The organism is Bacillus cereus group sp. BfR-BA-01524 (assembly GCF_022662595.1).
Classification (GTDB): domain Bacteria; phylum Bacillota; class Bacilli; order Bacillales; family Bacillaceae_G; genus Bacillus_A; species Bacillus_A thuringiensis_S.
The window spans coordinates 43,165-61,778 of sequence record NZ_JAKUDW010000020.1 but is presented as its reverse complement, the minus strand read 5'-3'; the positions used below and the strand labels follow the sequence as shown (position 1 = coordinate 61,778).

Sequence of the window (18,614 nt, the reverse complement as noted above, 5' to 3'; positions counted from 1 at the left end):
AAAAGTCCGATTGGTTCAACTAATAATCAGTGGGGGATGAACAAAACCCCCACTGATTAAAGTTTCACTTTATGTGGTACAGACACTAGTTGAAATATAGGTTTTTCCTGTTCTTATTTATATCGTTAACTTGATAATTTATAAATATGAATTTAGTGGGGGGATATTATGAAAGATAGCAAACATTTTAATTTTCACAAGCTTTGGCTAGGACAGTCTATAAGTTTGTTAGGTACTCAGTTTACAATAGTAGCTTTGCCACTTTTTGCATTAGAGGTGTTACAAACAAGTGAAGCAAATGCTGCTATGCTTCGTGGGGTTATATTCGTCCCTTATCTAATTTTCGGGTTAGTAGCCGGTGCTTTAATAGACATTTTTCATAGGAAAAATGTCTTGCTAATTTGTAGTTTATGTCAAGGAGTATTGTTTTTATCAGTATTCATACTGACTGTAACAAATATTATAACGTTCCCTTTACTGGTATTTATCATGTTTTTAAATGGGATATTCACCACGTTTTACAACATTGCCATTCCTTCTTTCTTACCTGAAATAGTAACAGATAAAGACCATTTAAAAAAAGGAAATGCTCAACTAGCACTTTCGGAGTCTCTTTCTATAGTAATTGGTCCTATGCTAGCTGGAATCGTCATTACTTTAGTTGGATTAACAGGCTCGTTTACTGTTGACGCAGTAACGTATTTTGTTTGTTTTATGTTTGTATTAATTATTTCAAAGTTTAAACCGCATACAGAAGGTTCTTTAAAAGACGTAAATTTAAAATCTATATATCAAAACATATATGAAGGTTTGGTATATTTCAAAAAACACCCTGTATTGGAGCCGATTGTAACTTGTGGTGCTGTTTACGGTTTTTTTAAATACATATTAAATAGCATTTTAGTAATATTCCTTTATAAGGTAATGGGTCTATCTGAAATTGAAATAGGATTTGTTGTAGGCTCAGCAGCAGTCGGATTTTTAATAGGTAATACGATACTCATGAAAAAAAGTCAACAAATTAATAATACAAAAATGCTTATTTATAGTGCTACTGTATCAGTTACCGGTTTGGTTTTTATACCGATAATGGGATATATGGGAACAGTTTACGGTATAGTAGCCGCAAGTATCATACACGGTATGGGAGAAGGTGTATTTGGCCCTTACGCTGCAACTATACGACAACTTGCCTCACCAAATCACATGCTAGGCCGAGTAAATGCTGTACAGCGTACGCTGAATTGGGGAGCTTGGGCATTGGGGAGTTTTGCTAGTGCATTTTTAATTTCTATATTAGGGCTTCAAACTACGTTATTTATAGGGGGATTCGGAACAACATTGTGTTTAGTGGCGTTGTTAAGACGAGGTGTATCAAAAGGAAATGATATTGAATATACGAGTTCATTTTAGAGGAGATGATTGTGATGCATAAGGTATTAAAAGGAACTGACATAGAAAATAAACCCCACATTTTATTTATAGGGGGATGGACAAAGCCTATACAAGATGCATTAGACAGTGGCTATATTGTTTCGTACATAGGATCGTACGCTAAACACATATATTTTGATGGGACTATCTTAGAAAAATGTTTCTATAAAAAAGAATTAGACACGACAAATATACCCTTGTCTATATACTATGCTGAAGAATTATTCAAAGAGAAACCATTTGATGTGGTTGTATCTTTCAACGAAACAGCATTAGATACGGCTTGCATAATTGCAAAGATTTTTAATGTTAAAGGGCCTTCTTACAATGCTAATATGATAACCCGCAATAAAGACATGATGCGTGAAATGCTAGCAGGTAAAGACTTTTCGATAGATTCGACAGTTTGCAATAACATTAAAGATATTAATGAATTTTTGAACAAAAAAGATAGTATTATAATAAAGCCCCCGATTGGCGCAGGTGGTAAAGGTGTATCTAAGCTAGACACGGGAGATGACGTAGAGGTATTTTTTGAAGAAAATGGTATTCAACTACCTGTTTTAGTGGAAGAGTACATTGAAGGTGATGTAGTTTATACGGTCGAAACCGTTTCTTATAACAAAAAACATTCTATACTAGCGATATCAGCTGAAGTATTTAAAGAAGATACGTTTATAATAAACTATACTATTATGCCAGCACCTATAGATGAATCTCAAAAACAATTAATTATGGAAAAAGTAATGCTATTTTTGGACGACATGCAAATGGAAAACGGCATTACTCATACAGAAGTAAAGATAGACAAAAAAAATAAGCCAATAATTATAGAATCTCAAGTTAGAATAGGTGGCGGTAATATCTGGAAGATGGTGGAACTAACAACCGGCATATCCCAATTTGGATACTATTATGATGCGTTAGCTACTGAGACTATAGATGAATTTAGATGTGTATCTTCAAAATGTCATGCTATGTCTTTAAGCTTGATTCCAAAACCAGGTTGCTTAAAAGAAATCAAGTATAAGGAGTTAACTAACATATCCGAGGTCGTATTAATTGATCTATTAGTAAAAGAGGGAGACATCATACCAACTATTGTAGATAGCACTCAACGCAAAGGATCTATATTATTTACGACTAGTGATATGAAACGTATGTACGAAGTTGTAGAGGGAATATGTAACAATATAACGTTTGTTTATCAGGATTTAACAGAATGGAAACCTTCTTTTAAAAAATATAAGTAAACAGAAATGTGGCAAATGAATGGTCTATATAAAAAAGAGAAATTTTCGAATTCCCTGATAGTGCTAAACCTAAGTAAAATAATTAACTATCCTATGCAAGAAAGTTGAGCTAGTTAATCGCATATGTTTTATTGAAAGGGTGTGATTGAATTATGGAACGGCCGAATTGGGGAATTGGAGGATTAGTATTTGTTGGCTGCATGTTTCTTGGCGGAGGAGTGGGGTCTATGTTAGGTGATGCCCACAATGGATGGCTAATAGGGATGGGCGCTGGATTTCTTGGTATGGCTTTAACGAGACTGATCAGAAAGTAATATAATTGGAATTCTTCTTCCGGTAAATAAGGAAATATGTATGTAAGTAATTAATGGCATAAGAGCTCTATAAATTATAGTTAGAAGCTTCTCTTTTCTAAATTTCTCCATACATAGATATGATTCTCAAATCGGAGAATGGCACCTTAAGGTGTCTTTTTTATGCTCTTTAAAAATGTCTTAACATATATAGCCGAGTTAATTTAAATAATCAAGAATAATTGAGCTAATAGCTTTCGGTAGATTGTCATCATTTTTTTAATAGATTAGATTCATTACCGTTTCAGACCTATGTATTCATTCATAACCTAACAGTAAAAGGGGGGATGATTAAAGGTATGGCGTTTAATGATGAATTAATTTGTCAACAGTTTGCAAAAATTATCGGTGGCCAAGAAGGGTTCGCCGGTGGAAAATGCGTGGCAACAATAAACAGGGATGAAATACGAGCAACAATCTTGGGAAAACGTTTTAGAGTAACAACTTCCTTTTCATTCGAATCACGAGACAATAAAACTGGACGGGCTTTATGCTTAGGCCGAGTAGCACTCTTACAAAGAGAAGTCACTGAATTTGTTGCGACAATTATTAAACAAGGAATAATCGTTTCGTGTATACACAATGAGTGGTTATGTGATGATCCAAATTTGATTTACGTTAATATTGAAGATGTTGATGATCCACTAAATTTCGCAAGAAAAGTCAGAAGTGCATTATGCACGTAATCAATTTCTTTAGTTAAACGAGTGATTATATTAAATTGAAAAGTTCAGCGTGTTGGATGGTTTTATCCCGCTTTAACGGGCAGTAAGACCCCCACCTCAAAATTCAGCGGAAGCAAAGAAGTTAGGTGGGGGATCAACTGTCCGTAAAAGTCCGATTGGTTCAACTAATAATCAGTGGGGGATGAACAAAACCCCCACTGATTAAAGTTTCACTTTATAAAACGAAAGAAGGTGTTTTATATTTGGAATGCCTTTTCTTTATGTTTGCGTTGCTAATGTGGGTGATTAACTGATTATATGCTGTTTATTTTGTAACAGCAAGAACTGGGGTAGGTATCTTTAAAGGTGTTTGACTGTCTGTAGATACCATATTTTATCAAGTGTTATTAGAATATCATAAAACGACAGGGAGAAATACGTCAAATTAGTCATTCCTTCTATAATCTAAGGGGGCGATTTTGTTTTCGAAAAATAATAGGTAAATCATTTGACAATTAAAATAATCTACTTTAATATATGTGCCATAGCATATATATGGTGAAACAAATACATTCATTGTGAATGATTGACTGGTATGCTATATCCTTTTATATCTTAATTTATAGAGGTGATATATGAACTTACATGATTTAATAGGCTATCTTGTTCACCGTACTGACGTGAAAATGACCAATTATTTTACGAAGAAATTAAAGCCGTATGGAGTTACGCCAGAGCAGTGGGGGATCATTAGTGTTCTTTGTAGCCAAAGGAGCACTACTCAAAAAGAGTTGGCGGAAGCTATTGATAAAGATCAAACTACTGTTGTTAGAATGATACAGTCAATGGAGAGAAAAGGGATTGTAAAGAAGGCTTTGAATGACCAAGATAGGCGTTCACATAACCTTTTTTTAACTGAAAAAGGTGACGAATTAAAGAAAACAATCTTGCCTGTAGTGAAAGACGCTCACCATTTCGTTACGAGTAATTTGAGCGAGGAAGAAATTAAAGTATTACAATCGTTATTAAACAAATTGTATGATACACACTATTAATATTTGTTCCTTATTGATGCTATGCTATTCATAAGGAACAAACTTTGTTTTAGATATTATATATGCTATAGCATATACTTTTTGTTTGGACGAATGGGAAGCTAACTTTATTTTGTATCATATCTGATTCAGGTTCATTTTTTTGCTTAGTACCAGTCAAATTTTCGAATTATATATGCTATAGCATGTAATTTCCGGCCCTTTAATATTGAGAAGGGTAATATAAATTGAAGCGACTTCCATACGGGTAATCTCAGGAAATAGGATAAAGGTAGTGACTACTACCTGAACAATACTGAGTTTTTATCAAATAATAAGAAAGGTGTGATTACTATTTTAATTTTCATCAATATTGTAAAAATAGTGTTGTTTCTGTTCTTTTTAATGACAGGAACGAAAATTATATCCGGGAAAATGGCAGATGAATTCAAACGATTTGGTTTACCTTCGTTTTTTAATTTCTTAACTGGAGCTTTTGAGATTGTAGGAGCGATTGGAATGTTGATAGGAATCTGGATTCCAGTAGTAGCTTTATGGGCAGGATTGTTATTAGGCGGTACGATGCTTGCAGCCGCATTAACTCTAATTGTATTAGCGAGAGATCCTTTTAAGAAAGCAATACCTGCGCTTGTTTTGTTTGTCCTTAGTTTAGGGGTAAGTTTGTATCATATTTTTTAAACATAACTGAAAACTATTAAACTTTCACTTTATGCGTTCAAGTTACTATCGTTTTGTGATTATGTTACAAATAGGGGGATTCTCCAATTAGTGCTTGAATAATAATAGCAATACGAATTTAGACATTACTATCATTCGAATCATGATCAGTAAAAGAATGGGAAGAATTTTTATACAAAGGAATTCCCGATGAATTTTATATTAAAAATAGGAGTGAGTGAAAATGGCATATTTATTACAAGTTGATTTTCCGTTTGAAGGTCCTTATGGTGAAGAAATGGAAAAAGGATTTTGGGATTTAGCAAATAGTATTAACGAAGAAGAAGGATTCCACTGGAAAATATGGACTGAGAATGAAGAAACAAAAGAAGCTGGAGGCATTTATGTATTTGAAGAAAAACAAGATGCTGAAAAATACGCGGAAATGCACAAGAGCAGACTTGAAGCAGCTGGTGTTAAAGATATTAGAGTAAGAATTTTTACCATCAATGAAAATTTAACTAAATTGAATCGTGGTTATATTAAATAATTCCGACAGTCGGAGCAAGCGTAAAAAGGAGGGGGATAATCCCCTCTTTTTTAATTCTTAAATTGATGGTGAGGGGGCTCGCATAAAAAATAAACCTAGTACTATCATGAGATATTTTTTATTTGAACGATCTACAAGACTTCTTGACCAAATATTAGTAAACAATGTTGATTAAGCCCTAATAATATATAAACCAGAGACAGCAATTGCCGATTCTGTTATGTTAAGAACGATTAGGTTTAGAGCAATAATGTAGATTTTCGTTTTACTTTTATCTCAGCAAGTATAACACCGCTTAGAATAAGTAATGCTCCGATATACCCTTTGAGTGACAATACTTCGTTCATGAACAGGTATGCAAATAGTGCAGAAAATACAGGTTCTAATGAAAAAATGAGTCCTGTATGTGTCGGTGTTGTGTATTTCTGTGCCATCGCCTGAATGATGTAGGCAAAAGCACTGCAGAATATACTTAATACCAGTACAGCGATCCAACTTTCTTTAGTGGATGGAAGTTGCGGCTCTTCGAAAATCAGGGCAGAGAGTACGCCAAACCCTCCTGCAAATCCCAACTGAAGAATTCCAAGCTGCAATGTATTGGCAACTTTAGCCGCCCTTCCGGTGACAATAATATGAAAAGCATAAAAGAGAGCAGCGAGTATACAGAGTAAATCTCCAGAATTAAGTGTTAATTGATTATTCAAAGTCAGTAAACCAATTCCAGTCATTGCAACAAGGGAACTAATGATTAGTCTGTAGCTCAGTCGATCCTTAAACAGAACGATAGATAATAAAGGGATAAAGATTACGGTCAAACTGGCTAGAAAACCAGCATTTGAAGCTGATGTCGTTTTTAAACCTAAGATGACTGAAGCAGATACAACGAAAAGTAAAAATCCTAGCATAAAGCCGTATTTTAAGGTGACAAAATGAATTGAACGAAATTGTTTAAAAAAAACAGCAGCACAAACCAAAAAAGCAATACCAAAGCGTAATGCAACAAGAGAAAATGAAGGGACAGTTTCCAATCCGATTTTCATAAAAAGGTAGGAAGTACCCCAGGTCATTGTAACAAGTAAGATCATAAGATTAGCCTTTATTGGTTTCATTTTTAGTTCTCCTTTAAAATTTTTATGTACTTAGTTTAATTGTGATTCAAGTATTAGTAAAACGAATATATGTAATGTTATACTTGAACAAAATTCATACATGAGAAAGTAGGAGAATCGATGAGTCTGACTAAGTTAGAAATCTTTCTGAAGACGGTTGAAATGGGGAACTTATCAAGAGCGGCCGAAGCACTGAATGTGACTCAGTCAGGTGTCAGCCATGCGATTAGAAGTCTTGAATTGGAGTATGGTTTTCAACTGTTATCCCGGAATAAAACAGGTGTTCGATTAACGGAAAATGGTGAGCGTGTTTTAATGCATGTTCGTGAAGTAGTAAATCATAATGAGCGATTGAAGCAAACTGTTGCAGAGATTAATGGGATAGTGGCAGGAACCTTGCGCATCGGAACCTTTACAAGCGTTTCTATTCACTGGTTGCCTGCAATCATTCATCGATTTCACTTGGAATATCCTCGAATTGAAATCAAATTAATGGAAGGTGATTATGGAATGATTGAAACGTGGATTCAACAAGGGGTGATTGACTTAGGTTTTATGTCACTACCGTCGTCGGGCCATCTAGAATCTATTCCACTAAGAAAAGATCGAATGCTATGTGTCCTTCCTAAAAATCACTCATTAAGTAAACAATCTATAATTCAGTACGATCAGCTCGAGAAAGAGCCTTTTATTATGCCTGCTTCTTCATGTGGTTACGATGTTAGGAAAGTATTAGAAGCTGCTAGGGTTCATCTCGATATCCAATTTGAAACCGGTGATGATCATGCGATTGTCGCGATGGTGGAGAACGGGCTTGGAATCAGTGTCATGTCTGAACTCGCATTACAAGGACAATGCGAAAATGTTACGGTTGTGGAATTGGAAGACAAACCTAAACGATCGCTTGGGTTGTCACTTACTTCAATTAAACACGCATTACCAGCGACAAAACGTTTTATCGAACATACCAAAAAATGGCTGGATGGCGATTGAATATATAGGCAAACAAAAGAAAATTAACATTTTATGATATTTAGTCCATATAGTGGTACCTTTTCAAAAGAAGAAATGAACGGGGAAAGAAAAGGACCAACTCACAGAAGATATTCACAAAAGCTCTCCAATTATAAGTATGTAGTTAGTGTATTCATCTTATAACGTATAAAAAGACACTATAGAAAGTGTCATTTTATACGTTGACATACTATGAAAGAAAATGTAGTGATTAATAATAATTTGTTGGATGCTTCTTTGTTAATCCTAGTATGTTAATATAGACGAACGTAAATTAAATTTTGAATATATATAGATTTTTTATGTTTGTACACATCGTTCGCCAACTTTTTTTCGTTTTGATAATTTGTTATTCTGATTTGTAATAACGATAATTAACTAGTAAGTTAGAATAAAGATTTAATACTTGCTAAGATTGTAAGTACTCCTACAATAATAACAAATGCATTGCTTATTTTACCTCTATATTGAGCTAATACCGGTACTTTACGGATCGCATACATTGGTAATAGACATAAGATAGCAGCAACTAATGGACCGCTTAGAGCGTCAATGAGCCCAAGAATACTTGGATTTGCATAAGCAACATACCAGCATGTTAATACGACAAAAGTAAGAATTACTGTCTTAACTGTTTTTTCTTCTATATCTTTTCCGCGTGTTTTACCAAATTTGATAATCATGTCACGCATTACTTCATATGATCCTATATAATGGCCAAGGAAAGACTTTGTTATAGCCATAAAAGCAATAATAGGAGCTGCAATCGTAATTACTGGCGAATTAAGTTCATTAGCGAGATAGGATAGGATTGATAAGTTCTGCTCTTTTGCCACTTTTAAATCATCTGGAGTCAAACTCAGTGCGCTGCTCCAAACGAAGAACATAACAACAACGAACGTCATGATATAACAAACTTTTTGTATTTGAGCACATTTAGCATCAGTTGCTTCTATTCCATACGTAGATCTTTGTTTTATCACAAAAGACGAAATCATTGGAGAATGGTTAAATGAAAACACTATGATAGGTAGTATCATCCATATCGTTCCCAAATAACCTGTTCCGGTTGAAGCAGTAGAGACATCTGAAAAACTAAGCATTGATGTGTTCCACTGAGGAATTAGAGATATTGCGATAAATAGTAGAGAAGCTATGAAAGGGTATACTAGCAAGCTCATAATTTTTACAGTGATATCTTGACCGAAATTTAGTATAGCGATAAGACCCAGTACTAAAACAAGCGATAAAATGGCTCTTGAGGGCTCTTTCATATGTAATTGATTCACAATAAAACTACTTGCAGTATTTGTAAGTGCAATTGAATACATCAAGACAATTGTATAAATTGAGACGAAGTATACGATGTTAAAAATAATACTCGCCTTATTTCCGAAATACTCTCTTATTGTACCCGTAATTCCCTCATTGGCAGAATTGGAAGCATATATCATTTTAGCAAGCGCTCTATGTGAGTAATACATAACTGGATAGGCAAGTAATGTAATGAGTAATAATGATAATAAACCACCTGAACCTGCATTAATTGGTAAAAAGAGTACTCCTGCTCCAATCGCTGTCCCGAAAAGGCTCAATGCCCACGTAGTATCTTGCTTATGCCACTTTTTAGGATCCAAATATTTCTCGTTTGTAATCACAGTATTTTCAGATTGCAATTCTATTTTTTTAGCAGTATTCCCATTCATATAATAAATCCTCCTTGTATCCTATTCTTAAGTCTTAGGAATATAAGTCGTTCTGGAAAATGAATCTCCTACAAGTTCCTCAAATCGTGTGTTCTTCTCTAATTGAATCTAAAACCCAATGTTTGTGAACGCTTTCAAAATCTTTTGATTGTAGATGGGTATATTTAAGTGAATAAGGATTGAAAAATTGTAAGTATGTCCAGAATCCCCCCTAAAACTATTGCTTTTAATTCGTGAGACATCTGTTTTCCATCCCTTTATATCGCTTCAATAACCTCGTCAACATTGTAGATATTGCTAAGGCATAGCTAATGCGATGTCTTTTGCTACTAAAGAATTTTTAATGAATTTTCTTTTTGATTACACACCTTTCTGTGAGTGTTTTTTTCATCTTGTCCAATTTTAGAAAGTTGATATTTTCTAAGGTGCTAATAGGTTATCCCTAGACGTCCCTATTATAGCTTGTATATTTATAAGTTAAATATTTTTGTATTTTAAGAAAAAATGAACAAACAGAATTTTGAATAGGTAATAAATTCAACATTACATGTAGTATTTGTGTCTAATGTTTGAAACTGTATTAGTTAGAGGGAAATCAGCAGTAATACAGGGGTTCTTACATTTTCACATTGTTTATATTGGTAATCTCTTGTTGAGATACCTATAGTTCTCTTTTTTGAAATATCTTATTTTTAGCGTGAAAGCTGTTGTAATAAATAATACATATAGATGATAGGAACTTATGTTAGGACATGTATAGGTGAGATGTTGAATATTAAATAGTTAATTTGTATTTAAATTCATTTTTCGAAATAAATAAACTTTTATGTGAAGTCAAATTCCTATCAAATTAATACAACTAAATGTTATTAAAATAAAAAATAATCAATTATAAAAGTAATTTTGAACGTAAGGAATTTGTAAGGAAGAGGTAAGAAAAAAGAGATTTTCATTGTGTAAGATGAAAATGTAAAGAAGAGTGAGAGGAGAAAAATACTATATATTTCTATAAAAAACAAATCAATTAATAAGACTTGTTTGGAGGAAAAGAGACATTACAGATTCAATGTCGTCCTTTTGCAGTGGGTTAAGAAGAAAGCTGTGTGATTAGTTCCAAACAGCAAATAACCATTTATACAATATGAATAGGGGAGAGGATTATTTTGATGAAAAAGCATAGTCAAATTACATGTACAGGTTTAGCTCTTTTAATAACTGGAGGTTCCCTGTTTTATACACCTCTAACCTCAAGTGTAAAAGCGGAGTCCATTCAAAATGTATCTAACTCGTTACAAACAAGCAATCAAAGAGACCGTAATTCCGTCAAGGAGGCAATGCGGGATACATTGAAACTTGGATATCCAGGGATACTTGCTAAAACTTCTGAGGGTGGAAAAACATGGAGTTATGCGGCTGGTGTAGCGGATCTAAGTACCAAGAAACCAATGAAAACAGATTTTCGATTTCGAATTGGCAGCGTGACAAAGACGTTCACTGCAACAGTTGTACTTCAATTAGCAGGAGAAAACCGCCTAAATCTAGACGATTCTATTGAAAGATGGTTGCCTGGTGTCATTCAAGGAAATGGATATGATGATAAACAGATTACTATCCGGCAATTATTGAATCACACAAGTGGTATCGCTAATTACACAAGGTCAAAGGATTTTAATATGATGGATACAAAAAAATCTTATACTGCTGAAGAATTAGTAAAGATGGGAATATCCATGCCTCCAGATTTTGCTCCAGGAAAGAGTTGGTCGTATTCAAATACAGGATATGTATTACTAGGAATTCTTATTGAAAAAGTAACTGGGAACAGCTATGCGGAAGAGATTGAAAATCGAATTATTGAACCACTTGAATTATCAAATACATTCTTACCTGGAAATTCAAGTGTGATTCCAGGAACTAAGCATGCCCGTGGATATATCCAATTAGACAGAGCAAGTGAGCCAAAAGATGTTACTTATTATAACCCAAGTACGGGGAGCTCGGCCGGAGAGATGATTTCTACAGCTGATGATTTAAACAAATTCTTTTCTTATTTACTTGGAGGCAAATTACTGAAAGAACAGCAACTAAAGCAAATGCTTACAACAGTCCCTACAGGAGTAGATGAGCTTGGCGATTCCGGGCTTGGAATTTTCAAAATGAAGCTTTCAAACGGTGAATCGATATGGGGGCATGGAGGAACCATTCCTGGCTTTTTAACTTTTGCTGGGGGCACACTTGGAGGCAAGCATACATTGGCCGTCAATTTGAACAGCCTTATAGCTGATAGTCCTCCTCCTTTTAAAAATATTTTACTTGCTGAATTTAGCAAGTAGTCTAAAAGTAAAAACGGGTAAAATTTATCATAGTTTCATAGTTAAACAAATTAATGATGAAAACGATCAATTATTTAAGGAGGTAATTCCGTGATGAAAAATAAGCTAACTGGTGTGTTAGCTACTGCATTAGCGATAACTATGATTCTACCAACAGGAGCGAAAGCATTTTCTGAAAGTAGGACTACTGTTGTAACTGGTGAAGAAGTAGCTAGTCAGGAACTGAAGAAGATTGCAGCAGAGAAGGCGGAGCTACTTACAAAGTCTCATGAAGCGAATAGCGTGCAGTATGCACTAATTGATAATGGAAAACTTATTTTGTCGGGTCAGGCTGGCAAGAACGATATGGCAGGGGAAAAGCCGCTAACCAAAGATACTTTATACGGGATTGGTTCAGTTAGTAAAATGTATGCAACAGCGGCTGTAATGAAATTGGTCGATGAAGGAAAAGTCGATTTAGATGCTCCTGTTGTCCGCTATGTTCCTGATTTTAAGATGAAAGACGGTCGATACAAAAGCATTACAACGCGTATGTTATTGAATCACTCCTCTGGATTGCAAGGTTCTACGTTCGGTAATGCATTTTTATTTAACGATAATGATACCTATGCCCATGATACCTTGTTACAGCAATTGTCAAATCAAAACTTGAAGGCGGACCCTGGTGCTTTCTCGGTATACTGTAACGATGGCTTTACGCTGGCCGAAATTTTGGTGGAAAGAGTTAGTGGTATGAGCTTTACTGAATTTCTACATCAAAACTTTACAGGGCCTTTAAAGATGAATCATACGAAAACGCCGCAGAACAAATGGAGGGATGAAAATCGGGCTGGACTATATTACCCGGCGTACCAAGGACAACTTCCAATTGAATCGGTGAATGTTATTGGTACGGGAGGCATATCTTCCACGGCAGAAGATATGGTGCGATTCTCACAACTATTTATGGGACAGGGAAAAGGAATCCTCTCTGATAAGGTAGTTAAGGCAATGGAGCAAGAGGAATATAAAAAAGGAATGTGGCCGGGGGCTGGCGAGAATATTTTTAACTATGGTCTTGGCTGGGATAGTGTAAAACTATACCCATTCAGTGAATATGGGATCAAAGCTTTGGCTAAGGGAGGCGATACGGCATTGCAACATGCTATATTAGTCGTGCTTCCGGAACAGAAAATAGCAGCGGCTGTATTGACATCTGGTGGACGGAGCTCTACAAATCAACTAATGGCAACTGAATTGCTGCTCGCTACGCTTAAAGAAAAAGGTATTATTAAGGAAATCAAGCCGAACAAATCCTTTGGCAAGCCGGTCAAAGTCAAAATGCCTCAAGGTGTAGCAAAGAAAGCAGGATTTTATGGCAATAGCGAAACTCATTTCAAAATTGAAATTACGAAGAACGGTGAACTATTCTTACCATCTAATCCAGAAGAAAAATATGTATATACTGCTGATGGAAGCTTTATTAATGAGGGGGGTACTTCCAAGCTCAACTTCGTAACCGAGAAGAATGGAAGAACTTATTTGAAGGAGAGCGCATATAAATCTCATCCAGGTTTAGGGCAAAGTGTGATGACTCACTATTTAGCTGAGAAACTAGAAGACAACGTGCTTTCGAAGAAAACCGCTGCTGCATGGGCAAAGAGGGAAGGTGTCAAGTTTTATCGTGTAAACGAGAAATTTAGTTCTATTCAATATCTTGTTCAGTCGAAACATCTTAGTACTCAAATTACTCGCAAGGAAGGCCCAGCAGGCTATTGGGATGGCAGAAAAATTACAGGTCCGAACACCGCGGTGCATCAGATCCAAGTACCCGTGATGAATGGTCGTGATACGACGGAAACGCATTTCTATACAGAAGGCGGCAATGAATATATGGAGATGGCTGGATTGTTATACGTAAGTGAATCTAATGTAAAACCAATTGATGTAGGCCAATCATCCAAAGTTACGTTGGATGCAAATGGACATGCGAAATGGTTTACAATTCCACAAGCGGCAACAGACAAAAGGATGACCGTGACGCTGCCATCAAATGCTTCATTTGCGGTGTATGATGAGAAGGGAGTTTGCGTCAACTTCACCATTGTGAGTGGCAATAACAAGGTGGAACTTCCGAAGAACGGAACAATCGTATTCGCTGGGGCACCGAAATCGGAATTTGCAATCTCGGTGAACTAGCTACAATTTAAGATGATCTTAAACAAAACCAGTACGGTACAGAAAAGATGTATTACTGGTTTTGTTTGTATTTATGCATTCTCAATGAAAAAACTTGAATAATATCACGCTCAAGCACTATAAAAACATCAAAATTAGAAAATTAGTATCTCTAGAAGATGTACAGTTTTTTGGGAGTTGAATAATTTCAACAGCGTAGAGAGATTAAATTTCTACTCTTTTTCTTCTTAATTGGGGTACGACCTCAATTAAGAAGGTTTCTTCAATTAATAGAAATGTATGTACATACATTTCTATTTTTATTCCATAACTTTTAAAATTGTGTTCACGATAGTTTGATATTGTAAAAAAAGAAAATATGTGGCACGACATCACTTTGTTTTTTATACAGCTTTGTAATTAAACTATAGTATTGTATTTTTCTTCATTATTGAAATTAGTAATAATAAAATGTATTATTGAAAAGCACAATTTATAATTCAAGTAATCAAGCATATGTACCAATAATAATTTGAACATTCAGAAATTATAATATTGTCTAAAAACGAGGTGAGATTCATAGAAACAGTACATATTAAGTGGTATGGCATGTATAGTATAAATGACTTTTATAATAGGGAAGAAGCTTCTAAGAAGGGGATATTTGCAATCTCTAGAGTATATGCTAAGAATGTAACATTGCTCTATATAGGACAAACCAAAAGAAGCTTTATACAAAAGATAAGAGAACTTAATAAAGAGTGGACTTTTGATGAGAGCGAATTAAAGATTACATTAGGAATAATAGAATTTCCTAGTGGTGAAATTTACTCTGAAAAGAAGGTAAAAGAGATAAAATCTCTTTTGATTTTACGACATACCCCATTAGAAAACGAAACATCTTTATTATACTATAGAGGGAAATTTAATTTAAAAATTATAAATAAGGGAAGAAGAGGCTTAATTGTTAAAAAGCTTTCTACAGGAGATCTAATGTGGACGTAATTGGAATCACCTTTGAATAAAATTGAAGGTTTCTTAAGTGCAGAAGCTTATCAATTTTTAATGTATTAAACTATTTTGAATAACATATGTCAGATACTTGAAAAAACACAAATTATATTATGATATGAAATCCTGTATGGAAAGTGTAGTTTATTTCTATTGTTTAATAAAAATATTAAGAATTTTAGGGATAATACATAAAGAGTAGAGGAGAAAGTAAACACGGAGGTTTGAAGAATGGGACAAGTAAGCAGATTTCAAGAAAAACAACAGAATCGTCGTCAAAAGGTAATTTTTAATATTGCATTTACTTTGGTATTAGTGACAGTTGGTATAGTGACATACCAATTGTTTACCCCTTCTAATACATCAACGAAAGCAATTGCTCAAGAAAAGAAAGTAACAAAGATAGAAGAGAAGAAAACTGAATATAAAGAAACAGCAAAGATAGAAGAGAAGAAAACTGAAGATAAAGAAGCAATAAAGTTAGAAGAGAAGAAAACTGAAGATAAAGAAATAGCAAAGATAGAAGAAAAGAAAAGCGAAGATAAAGAAGCAGCACAGTTAGAAGGGAAACAAAAAGTAGAAAAATCGGTAAAAACGAACGGAAATGAAAATAAAGAGGAAGAAAAAACAGTATCTCAAGAAAAGGATCCTCAAACTAATCCGTCATGGAAGCCAATTGGTACAGAGCAAGGAGCAAAACCTGAAATGAAATTTAAAGAAGGAACAGTAGATTGGAGTGAGATGAAAAAAGCAATCTCTTATGCTGTTGATGTTCCAGAGAGCCAATTGATTTTCGATTTTATTGGAAATAATGGTAATAATAAAGCCTACGGTAATGTACGAGATAAACAAAGTAATAAAAAATATAAGGTTAATATTGATTGGGTAGAGAATCAGGGGTGGAAACCAGCATCTGTACAAGTGGTAAAATAAATAATAGAAATGTAATTATGTGTTTAAAAGTTTATACTTGTAAAAACTCATAAAAGAGTTTGTTTCAATCAGGACTCTTTTTGTTATGTTGACAGCATTAATTACTCAGGCTCAATTGTGAGATCCTGATGCAGACAAAGTTTGAAGTTTATTAAAATCTACCTGATTTAGTGCTTCGAAAGGTTCAAATTTGCATTTTTAAAGCACTAAATAATTTATGGTACCTTTTGAAATATTTTTGGTCTCATTTCATTAGAAACAATTCCGTCTATATAACTAAAAAATGTATTATAATACCTATTGAACAGATGAATAGGATAACAATTACCTGCTGTTAGCAAGTTGCAGTATATCTAATGAAAAGATCACTTGTTTCTAAGACAAGTGATCTTTTTATATACATTTCCTTTGCTATTTTTGAAATTGAATAGGTATTTCAATCTGTATAATTACAATAGACTTGATTAAAATTAAAACTGCAACAAGGATAATACCGTCCATATTTGTAGTAAGAAATATATATATAATATCTTAATGCAAGGTTGGCCTATATTCTATGAAGATATTAAAGGATTATAGGAAACATTGAGAAACGGGAATTATTTTTATTACAATATTTATGCATATTTAGGTCTAAATAGCTGGGTATTAGCTAAGAAACTTGAGATATTAGACTCCTATTAAGTTAAAAATGGCCTTAAGTGTACTTCCAATAAAGAAAATTATGTAAATAAGCTGTCCATATGGGCAGCTTATTGTATTTTTTAGCTTAACTTGTTTTTTTCCGAAGTGCTGGCGGTTCCTCTACAAGTATTCTTGCATTTAAATTGTTTTTAATATATTATATTTATATGGTTATATAGAGATTAACGTATGCAAAAAAGACTCAAATCTATTAATAAGATTTAAGTCCTTTTCAAAGATAAAAAATTGTACCGAAATGGAATACAACTTATGCTTTGCTTTTTAATATAAATGGAAATTTTTAAATAGAAGTTTATTTACTTTCAATGATAGGGAATAGTGGGTCTAGAACATAGAGGAACAAGGAACCATAAAGAGAAACTGAAGACTATTGTATGTAGTTTGTTCATCTCAAGTACAATAAAAGAGTCTTACCTCTGTAGGCAAGACTCCACTAGTGTAGTTGTATAATATTTACATATCAACTAAAAAACAGAAACCATATAACACCAAGTAGCAGAATCCTAATATTCCTCCTACAGCTAATACTTGTTTAAACCAACTTTTAAATTTTAGATTACTGTAAATATCTTGCACTTTCTCCATATTTCCTCCTATTAAGGAGAACCCTTAAAGACTCTCACTTCGTTATGGTATCATTAAAGAATGACTAATAGAGGTCAAATATTGTCAAAACGTATAAATATGCAATATTGCATACAGAAATGTATTGTTACAAATGTAAGCGTTTACTATAATAAGGGTATAAAGTTTAATCACATCCCAGTACTAACAAAAGAGGAGGAAATAATATGGAAATCGCAATGGCAGTTTTAAAATTTATAGGTGGAGCAATCCCATTAGTTCAAGAGCTTCTAAAAGCATTTATGTAAATTCACTATTTAGCAATTATTTATAAAAATTATCATTCGTATGAGTAAAGCCCCTTTAACAATATTAGGGGGCTTTTTAAATTTCTAAATATTTAAGATTACGTCACATCAACATCAAGTTAAAAGTAAATTTTAAGAATAAACCTATAGAGGATATTTTATAGTGAATCAAGATCCTTTTACAAAGTGGTAGGCATTAAACTCCTACGGCTTTTAGTATACTTTATTTAAGTAAAAAGTCTCTTCAGAAAATCTAAAAGGACCTTTTGAGATTTTTAAATACATGAACTACTGATAACTGGGGAGTGTAGAGAATATATATTTGATTTTTAAACAAATATGAAAAATTACATGTGTAAGTTAGGTCGATCTTTATCGTAGATTAAAGGGATTTGAATAAAGTTCTTTTTTATTTGTAATCAAATCCCAGAGTGGCCCCTAATACCGGGAATTGTTTCCTATCCCCTTATACGCTAAGATATTTTGAAAGTAAAAATCCTAACTTAGACCCCGAATTTCCTTTAACGTGAGGAGAGTCTAATATCGACTGTCAGAAACATGCTATAAAAGTCTCAAAAGAATTATTAAACACCTACCGAGGACAGAAAGTAGTATTGGGCACTCATGGAGCTGTAATGACTTTGATGTTGTATGAGCTTAGCTTGACAGCGATGGGGTACCACCCACAAGATGCGAATTTTGCACGCTAAGCAAAAAAATAATAAGCTGTCCACATGGACTGCTTATTTACATAATTCTCGTTATTGGAAGTTGGATAACTTTGCCCATCCCCCGAAAAAGGGGAAT

15 protein-coding genes and 3 pseudogenes are annotated in these 18,614 nt (G+C 34.0%); 14 read left to right on the top strand and 4 right to left on the bottom strand.

Annotated elements, in window-relative coordinates; translation table 11 throughout:
* The first annotated feature begins 168 nt into the window (after positions 1-168).
* The 7 genes from MR170_RS09625 to MR170_RS09595 all read left to right on the top strand — a co-directional run bounded on the left by MR170_RS09625 (position 169) and on the right by MR170_RS09595 (position 5,967).
* Entirely contained in the window at positions 169-1,413 is a 1,245-nt protein-coding gene (locus MR170_RS09625; RefSeq protein WP_098390032.1) for an MFS transporter, read from the top strand.
* A 14-nt stretch (positions 1,414-1,427) separates the two neighbouring features.
* Positions 1,428-2,687, top strand: a complete 1,260-nt coding sequence (locus tag MR170_RS09620) for an ATP-grasp domain-containing protein (RefSeq protein ID WP_242308097.1) — start codon at positions 1,428-1,430, stop codon at positions 2,685-2,687.
* 152 nt (positions 2,688-2,839) lie between these two features.
* Positions 2,840-3,001 carry a hypothetical protein gene (locus MR170_RS09615; RefSeq protein WP_043315290.1) on the top strand — a complete coding sequence of 54 codons (162 nt, stop codon included), beginning with the start codon at positions 2,840-2,842 and terminating at the stop codon, positions 2,999-3,001.
* A gap of 326 nt (positions 3,002-3,327) precedes the next feature.
* The gene (locus tag MR170_RS09610) at positions 3,328-3,726 is read left to right on the top strand and encodes a DUF1259 domain-containing protein (RefSeq protein ID WP_242308095.1); all 399 of its coding nucleotides are present in this window, start codon (positions 3,328-3,330) and stop codon (positions 3,724-3,726) included.
* Positions 3,727-4,340: 614 nt separating this feature from the next.
* The gene (locus MR170_RS09605) at positions 4,341-4,760 is read left to right on the top strand and encodes a MarR family winged helix-turn-helix transcriptional regulator (protein WP_001048563.1); all 420 of its coding nucleotides are present in this window, start codon (positions 4,341-4,343) and stop codon (positions 4,758-4,760) included.
* Between the two features lie 327 nt (positions 4,761-5,087).
* Positions 5,088-5,438: a DoxX family protein gene (locus MR170_RS09600; protein ID WP_043939997.1), complete on the top strand. Its 351-nt coding sequence runs from the start codon at positions 5,088-5,090 to the stop codon at positions 5,436-5,438.
* Between the two features lie 223 nt (positions 5,439-5,661).
* Entirely contained in the window at positions 5,662-5,967 is a 306-nt protein-coding gene (locus tag MR170_RS09595; RefSeq protein WP_043938887.1) for a monooxygenase, read from the top strand.
* Between the two features lie 87 nt (positions 5,968-6,054).
* Here the strand turns inward: MR170_RS09595 and MR170_RS09590 are convergent.
* Positions 6,055-6,225: pseudogene (locus tag MR170_RS09590) on the bottom strand (MFS transporter); the annotation flags it as partial.
* Positions 6,207-7,076 (bottom strand): DMT family transporter, encoded by an 870-nt coding sequence (locus tag MR170_RS09585; protein ID WP_088114951.1) that lies wholly within the window; start codon positions 7,074-7,076, stop codon positions 6,207-6,209. The pseudogene MR170_RS09590 and the gene MR170_RS09585, both read right to left, overlap by 19 nt.
* A 120-nt stretch (positions 7,077-7,196) precedes the next feature.
* On the opposite strand from MR170_RS09585, the gene MR170_RS09580 reads away from it, so the two are divergent.
* Positions 7,197-8,069: a LysR family transcriptional regulator gene (locus MR170_RS09580; protein ID WP_088114952.1), complete on the top strand. Its 873-nt coding sequence runs from the start codon at positions 7,197-7,199 to the stop codon at positions 8,067-8,069.
* Positions 8,070-8,476: 407 nt separating this feature from the next.
* Here MR170_RS09580 and MR170_RS09575 read toward each other — a convergent pair whose 3' ends face one another.
* Positions 8,477-9,796 carry an aromatic amino acid transport family protein gene (locus MR170_RS09575; RefSeq protein ID WP_098137706.1) on the bottom strand — a complete coding sequence of 440 codons (1,320 nt, stop codon included), beginning with the start codon at positions 9,794-9,796 and terminating at the stop codon, positions 8,477-8,479.
* A 1,166-nt stretch (positions 9,797-10,962) separates the two neighbouring features.
* Between MR170_RS09575 and MR170_RS09570 the strand changes: the two genes are divergently transcribed.
* From MR170_RS09570 to MR170_RS09555, 4 genes are all read left to right on the top strand, one after another.
* Entirely contained in the window at positions 10,963-12,129 is a 1,167-nt protein-coding gene (locus MR170_RS09570) for a serine hydrolase domain-containing protein (protein WP_242308118.1), read from the top strand.
* A gap of 93 nt (positions 12,130-12,222) precedes the next feature.
* Complete coding sequence (locus MR170_RS09565) at positions 12,223-14,307, top strand: serine hydrolase domain-containing protein (protein WP_242308116.1); 2,085 nt, start codon at positions 12,223-12,225, stop codon at positions 14,305-14,307.
* 549 nt (positions 14,308-14,856) lie between these two features.
* A complete protein-coding gene (locus tag MR170_RS09560) occupies positions 14,857-15,291 on the top strand; it encodes a hypothetical protein (protein WP_002094078.1) in 435 nt (144 codons plus the stop codon).
* Positions 15,292-15,528: 237 nt separating this feature from the next.
* On the top strand, positions 15,529-16,230 hold the full coding sequence (locus tag MR170_RS09555) for a DUF1510 family protein (RefSeq protein ID WP_242308093.1): 702 nt from the start codon (positions 15,529-15,531) through the stop codon (positions 16,228-16,230).
* 1,158 nt (positions 16,231-17,388) lie between these two features.
* Here MR170_RS09555 and MR170_RS32230 read toward each other — a convergent pair.
* On the bottom strand, positions 17,389-17,520 hold the full coding sequence (locus MR170_RS32230; protein WP_254913550.1) for a hypothetical protein: 132 nt from the start codon (positions 17,518-17,520) through the stop codon (positions 17,389-17,391).
* Positions 17,521-17,619: 99 nt separating this feature from the next.
* Here MR170_RS32230 and MR170_RS32465 point away from each other — a divergent pair.
* A pseudogene (locus MR170_RS32465) lies at positions 17,620-17,807 on the top strand (hypothetical protein).
* A gap of 491 nt (positions 17,808-18,298) precedes the next feature.
* A pseudogene (locus MR170_RS09550) lies at positions 18,299-18,508 on the top strand (histidine phosphatase family protein); the annotation flags it as partial.
* Positions 18,509-18,614 lie beyond the last annotated feature (106 nt).

Excerpts from the sequence above, each read along its gene's own strand:
- MR170_RS09565 (WP_242308116.1), top strand. The coding sequence starts at position 12,223 with ATGAAAAATAAGCTAACTGGTGTGTTAGCTACTGCATTAGCGATAACT.
- MR170_RS09585 (WP_088114951.1), bottom strand. The coding sequence starts at position 7,076 with ATGAAACCAATAAAGGCTAATCTTATGATCTTACTTGTTACAATGACC.
- MR170_RS32230 (WP_254913550.1), bottom strand. The coding sequence starts at position 17,520 with ATGGAGAAAGTGCAAGATATTTACAGTAATCTAAAATTTAAAAGTTGG.
- MR170_RS09570 (WP_242308118.1), top strand. The coding sequence starts at position 10,963 with ATGAAAAAGCATAGTCAAATTACATGTACAGGTTTAGCTCTTTTAATA.
- MR170_RS09575 (WP_098137706.1), bottom strand. The coding sequence starts at position 9,796 with ATGAATGGGAATACTGCTAAAAAAATAGAATTGCAATCTGAAAATACT.
- MR170_RS09605 (WP_001048563.1), top strand. The coding sequence starts at position 4,341 with ATGAACTTACATGATTTAATAGGCTATCTTGTTCACCGTACTGACGTG.
- MR170_RS09610 (WP_242308095.1), top strand. The coding sequence starts at position 3,328 with ATGATTAAAGGTATGGCGTTTAATGATGAATTAATTTGTCAACAGTTT.
- MR170_RS09620 (WP_242308097.1), top strand. The coding sequence starts at position 1,428 with ATGCATAAGGTATTAAAAGGAACTGACATAGAAAATAAACCCCACATT.
- MR170_RS09615 (WP_043315290.1), top strand. The coding sequence starts at position 2,840 with ATGGAACGGCCGAATTGGGGAATTGGAGGATTAGTATTTGTTGGCTGC.
- MR170_RS09595 (WP_043938887.1), top strand. The coding sequence starts at position 5,662 with ATGGCATATTTATTACAAGTTGATTTTCCGTTTGAAGGTCCTTATGGT.
- MR170_RS09580 (WP_088114952.1), top strand. The coding sequence starts at position 7,197 with ATGAGTCTGACTAAGTTAGAAATCTTTCTGAAGACGGTTGAAATGGGG.
- MR170_RS09555 (WP_242308093.1), top strand. The coding sequence starts at position 15,529 with ATGGGACAAGTAAGCAGATTTCAAGAAAAACAACAGAATCGTCGTCAA.
- MR170_RS09625 (WP_098390032.1), top strand. The coding sequence starts at position 169 with ATGAAAGATAGCAAACATTTTAATTTTCACAAGCTTTGGCTAGGACAG.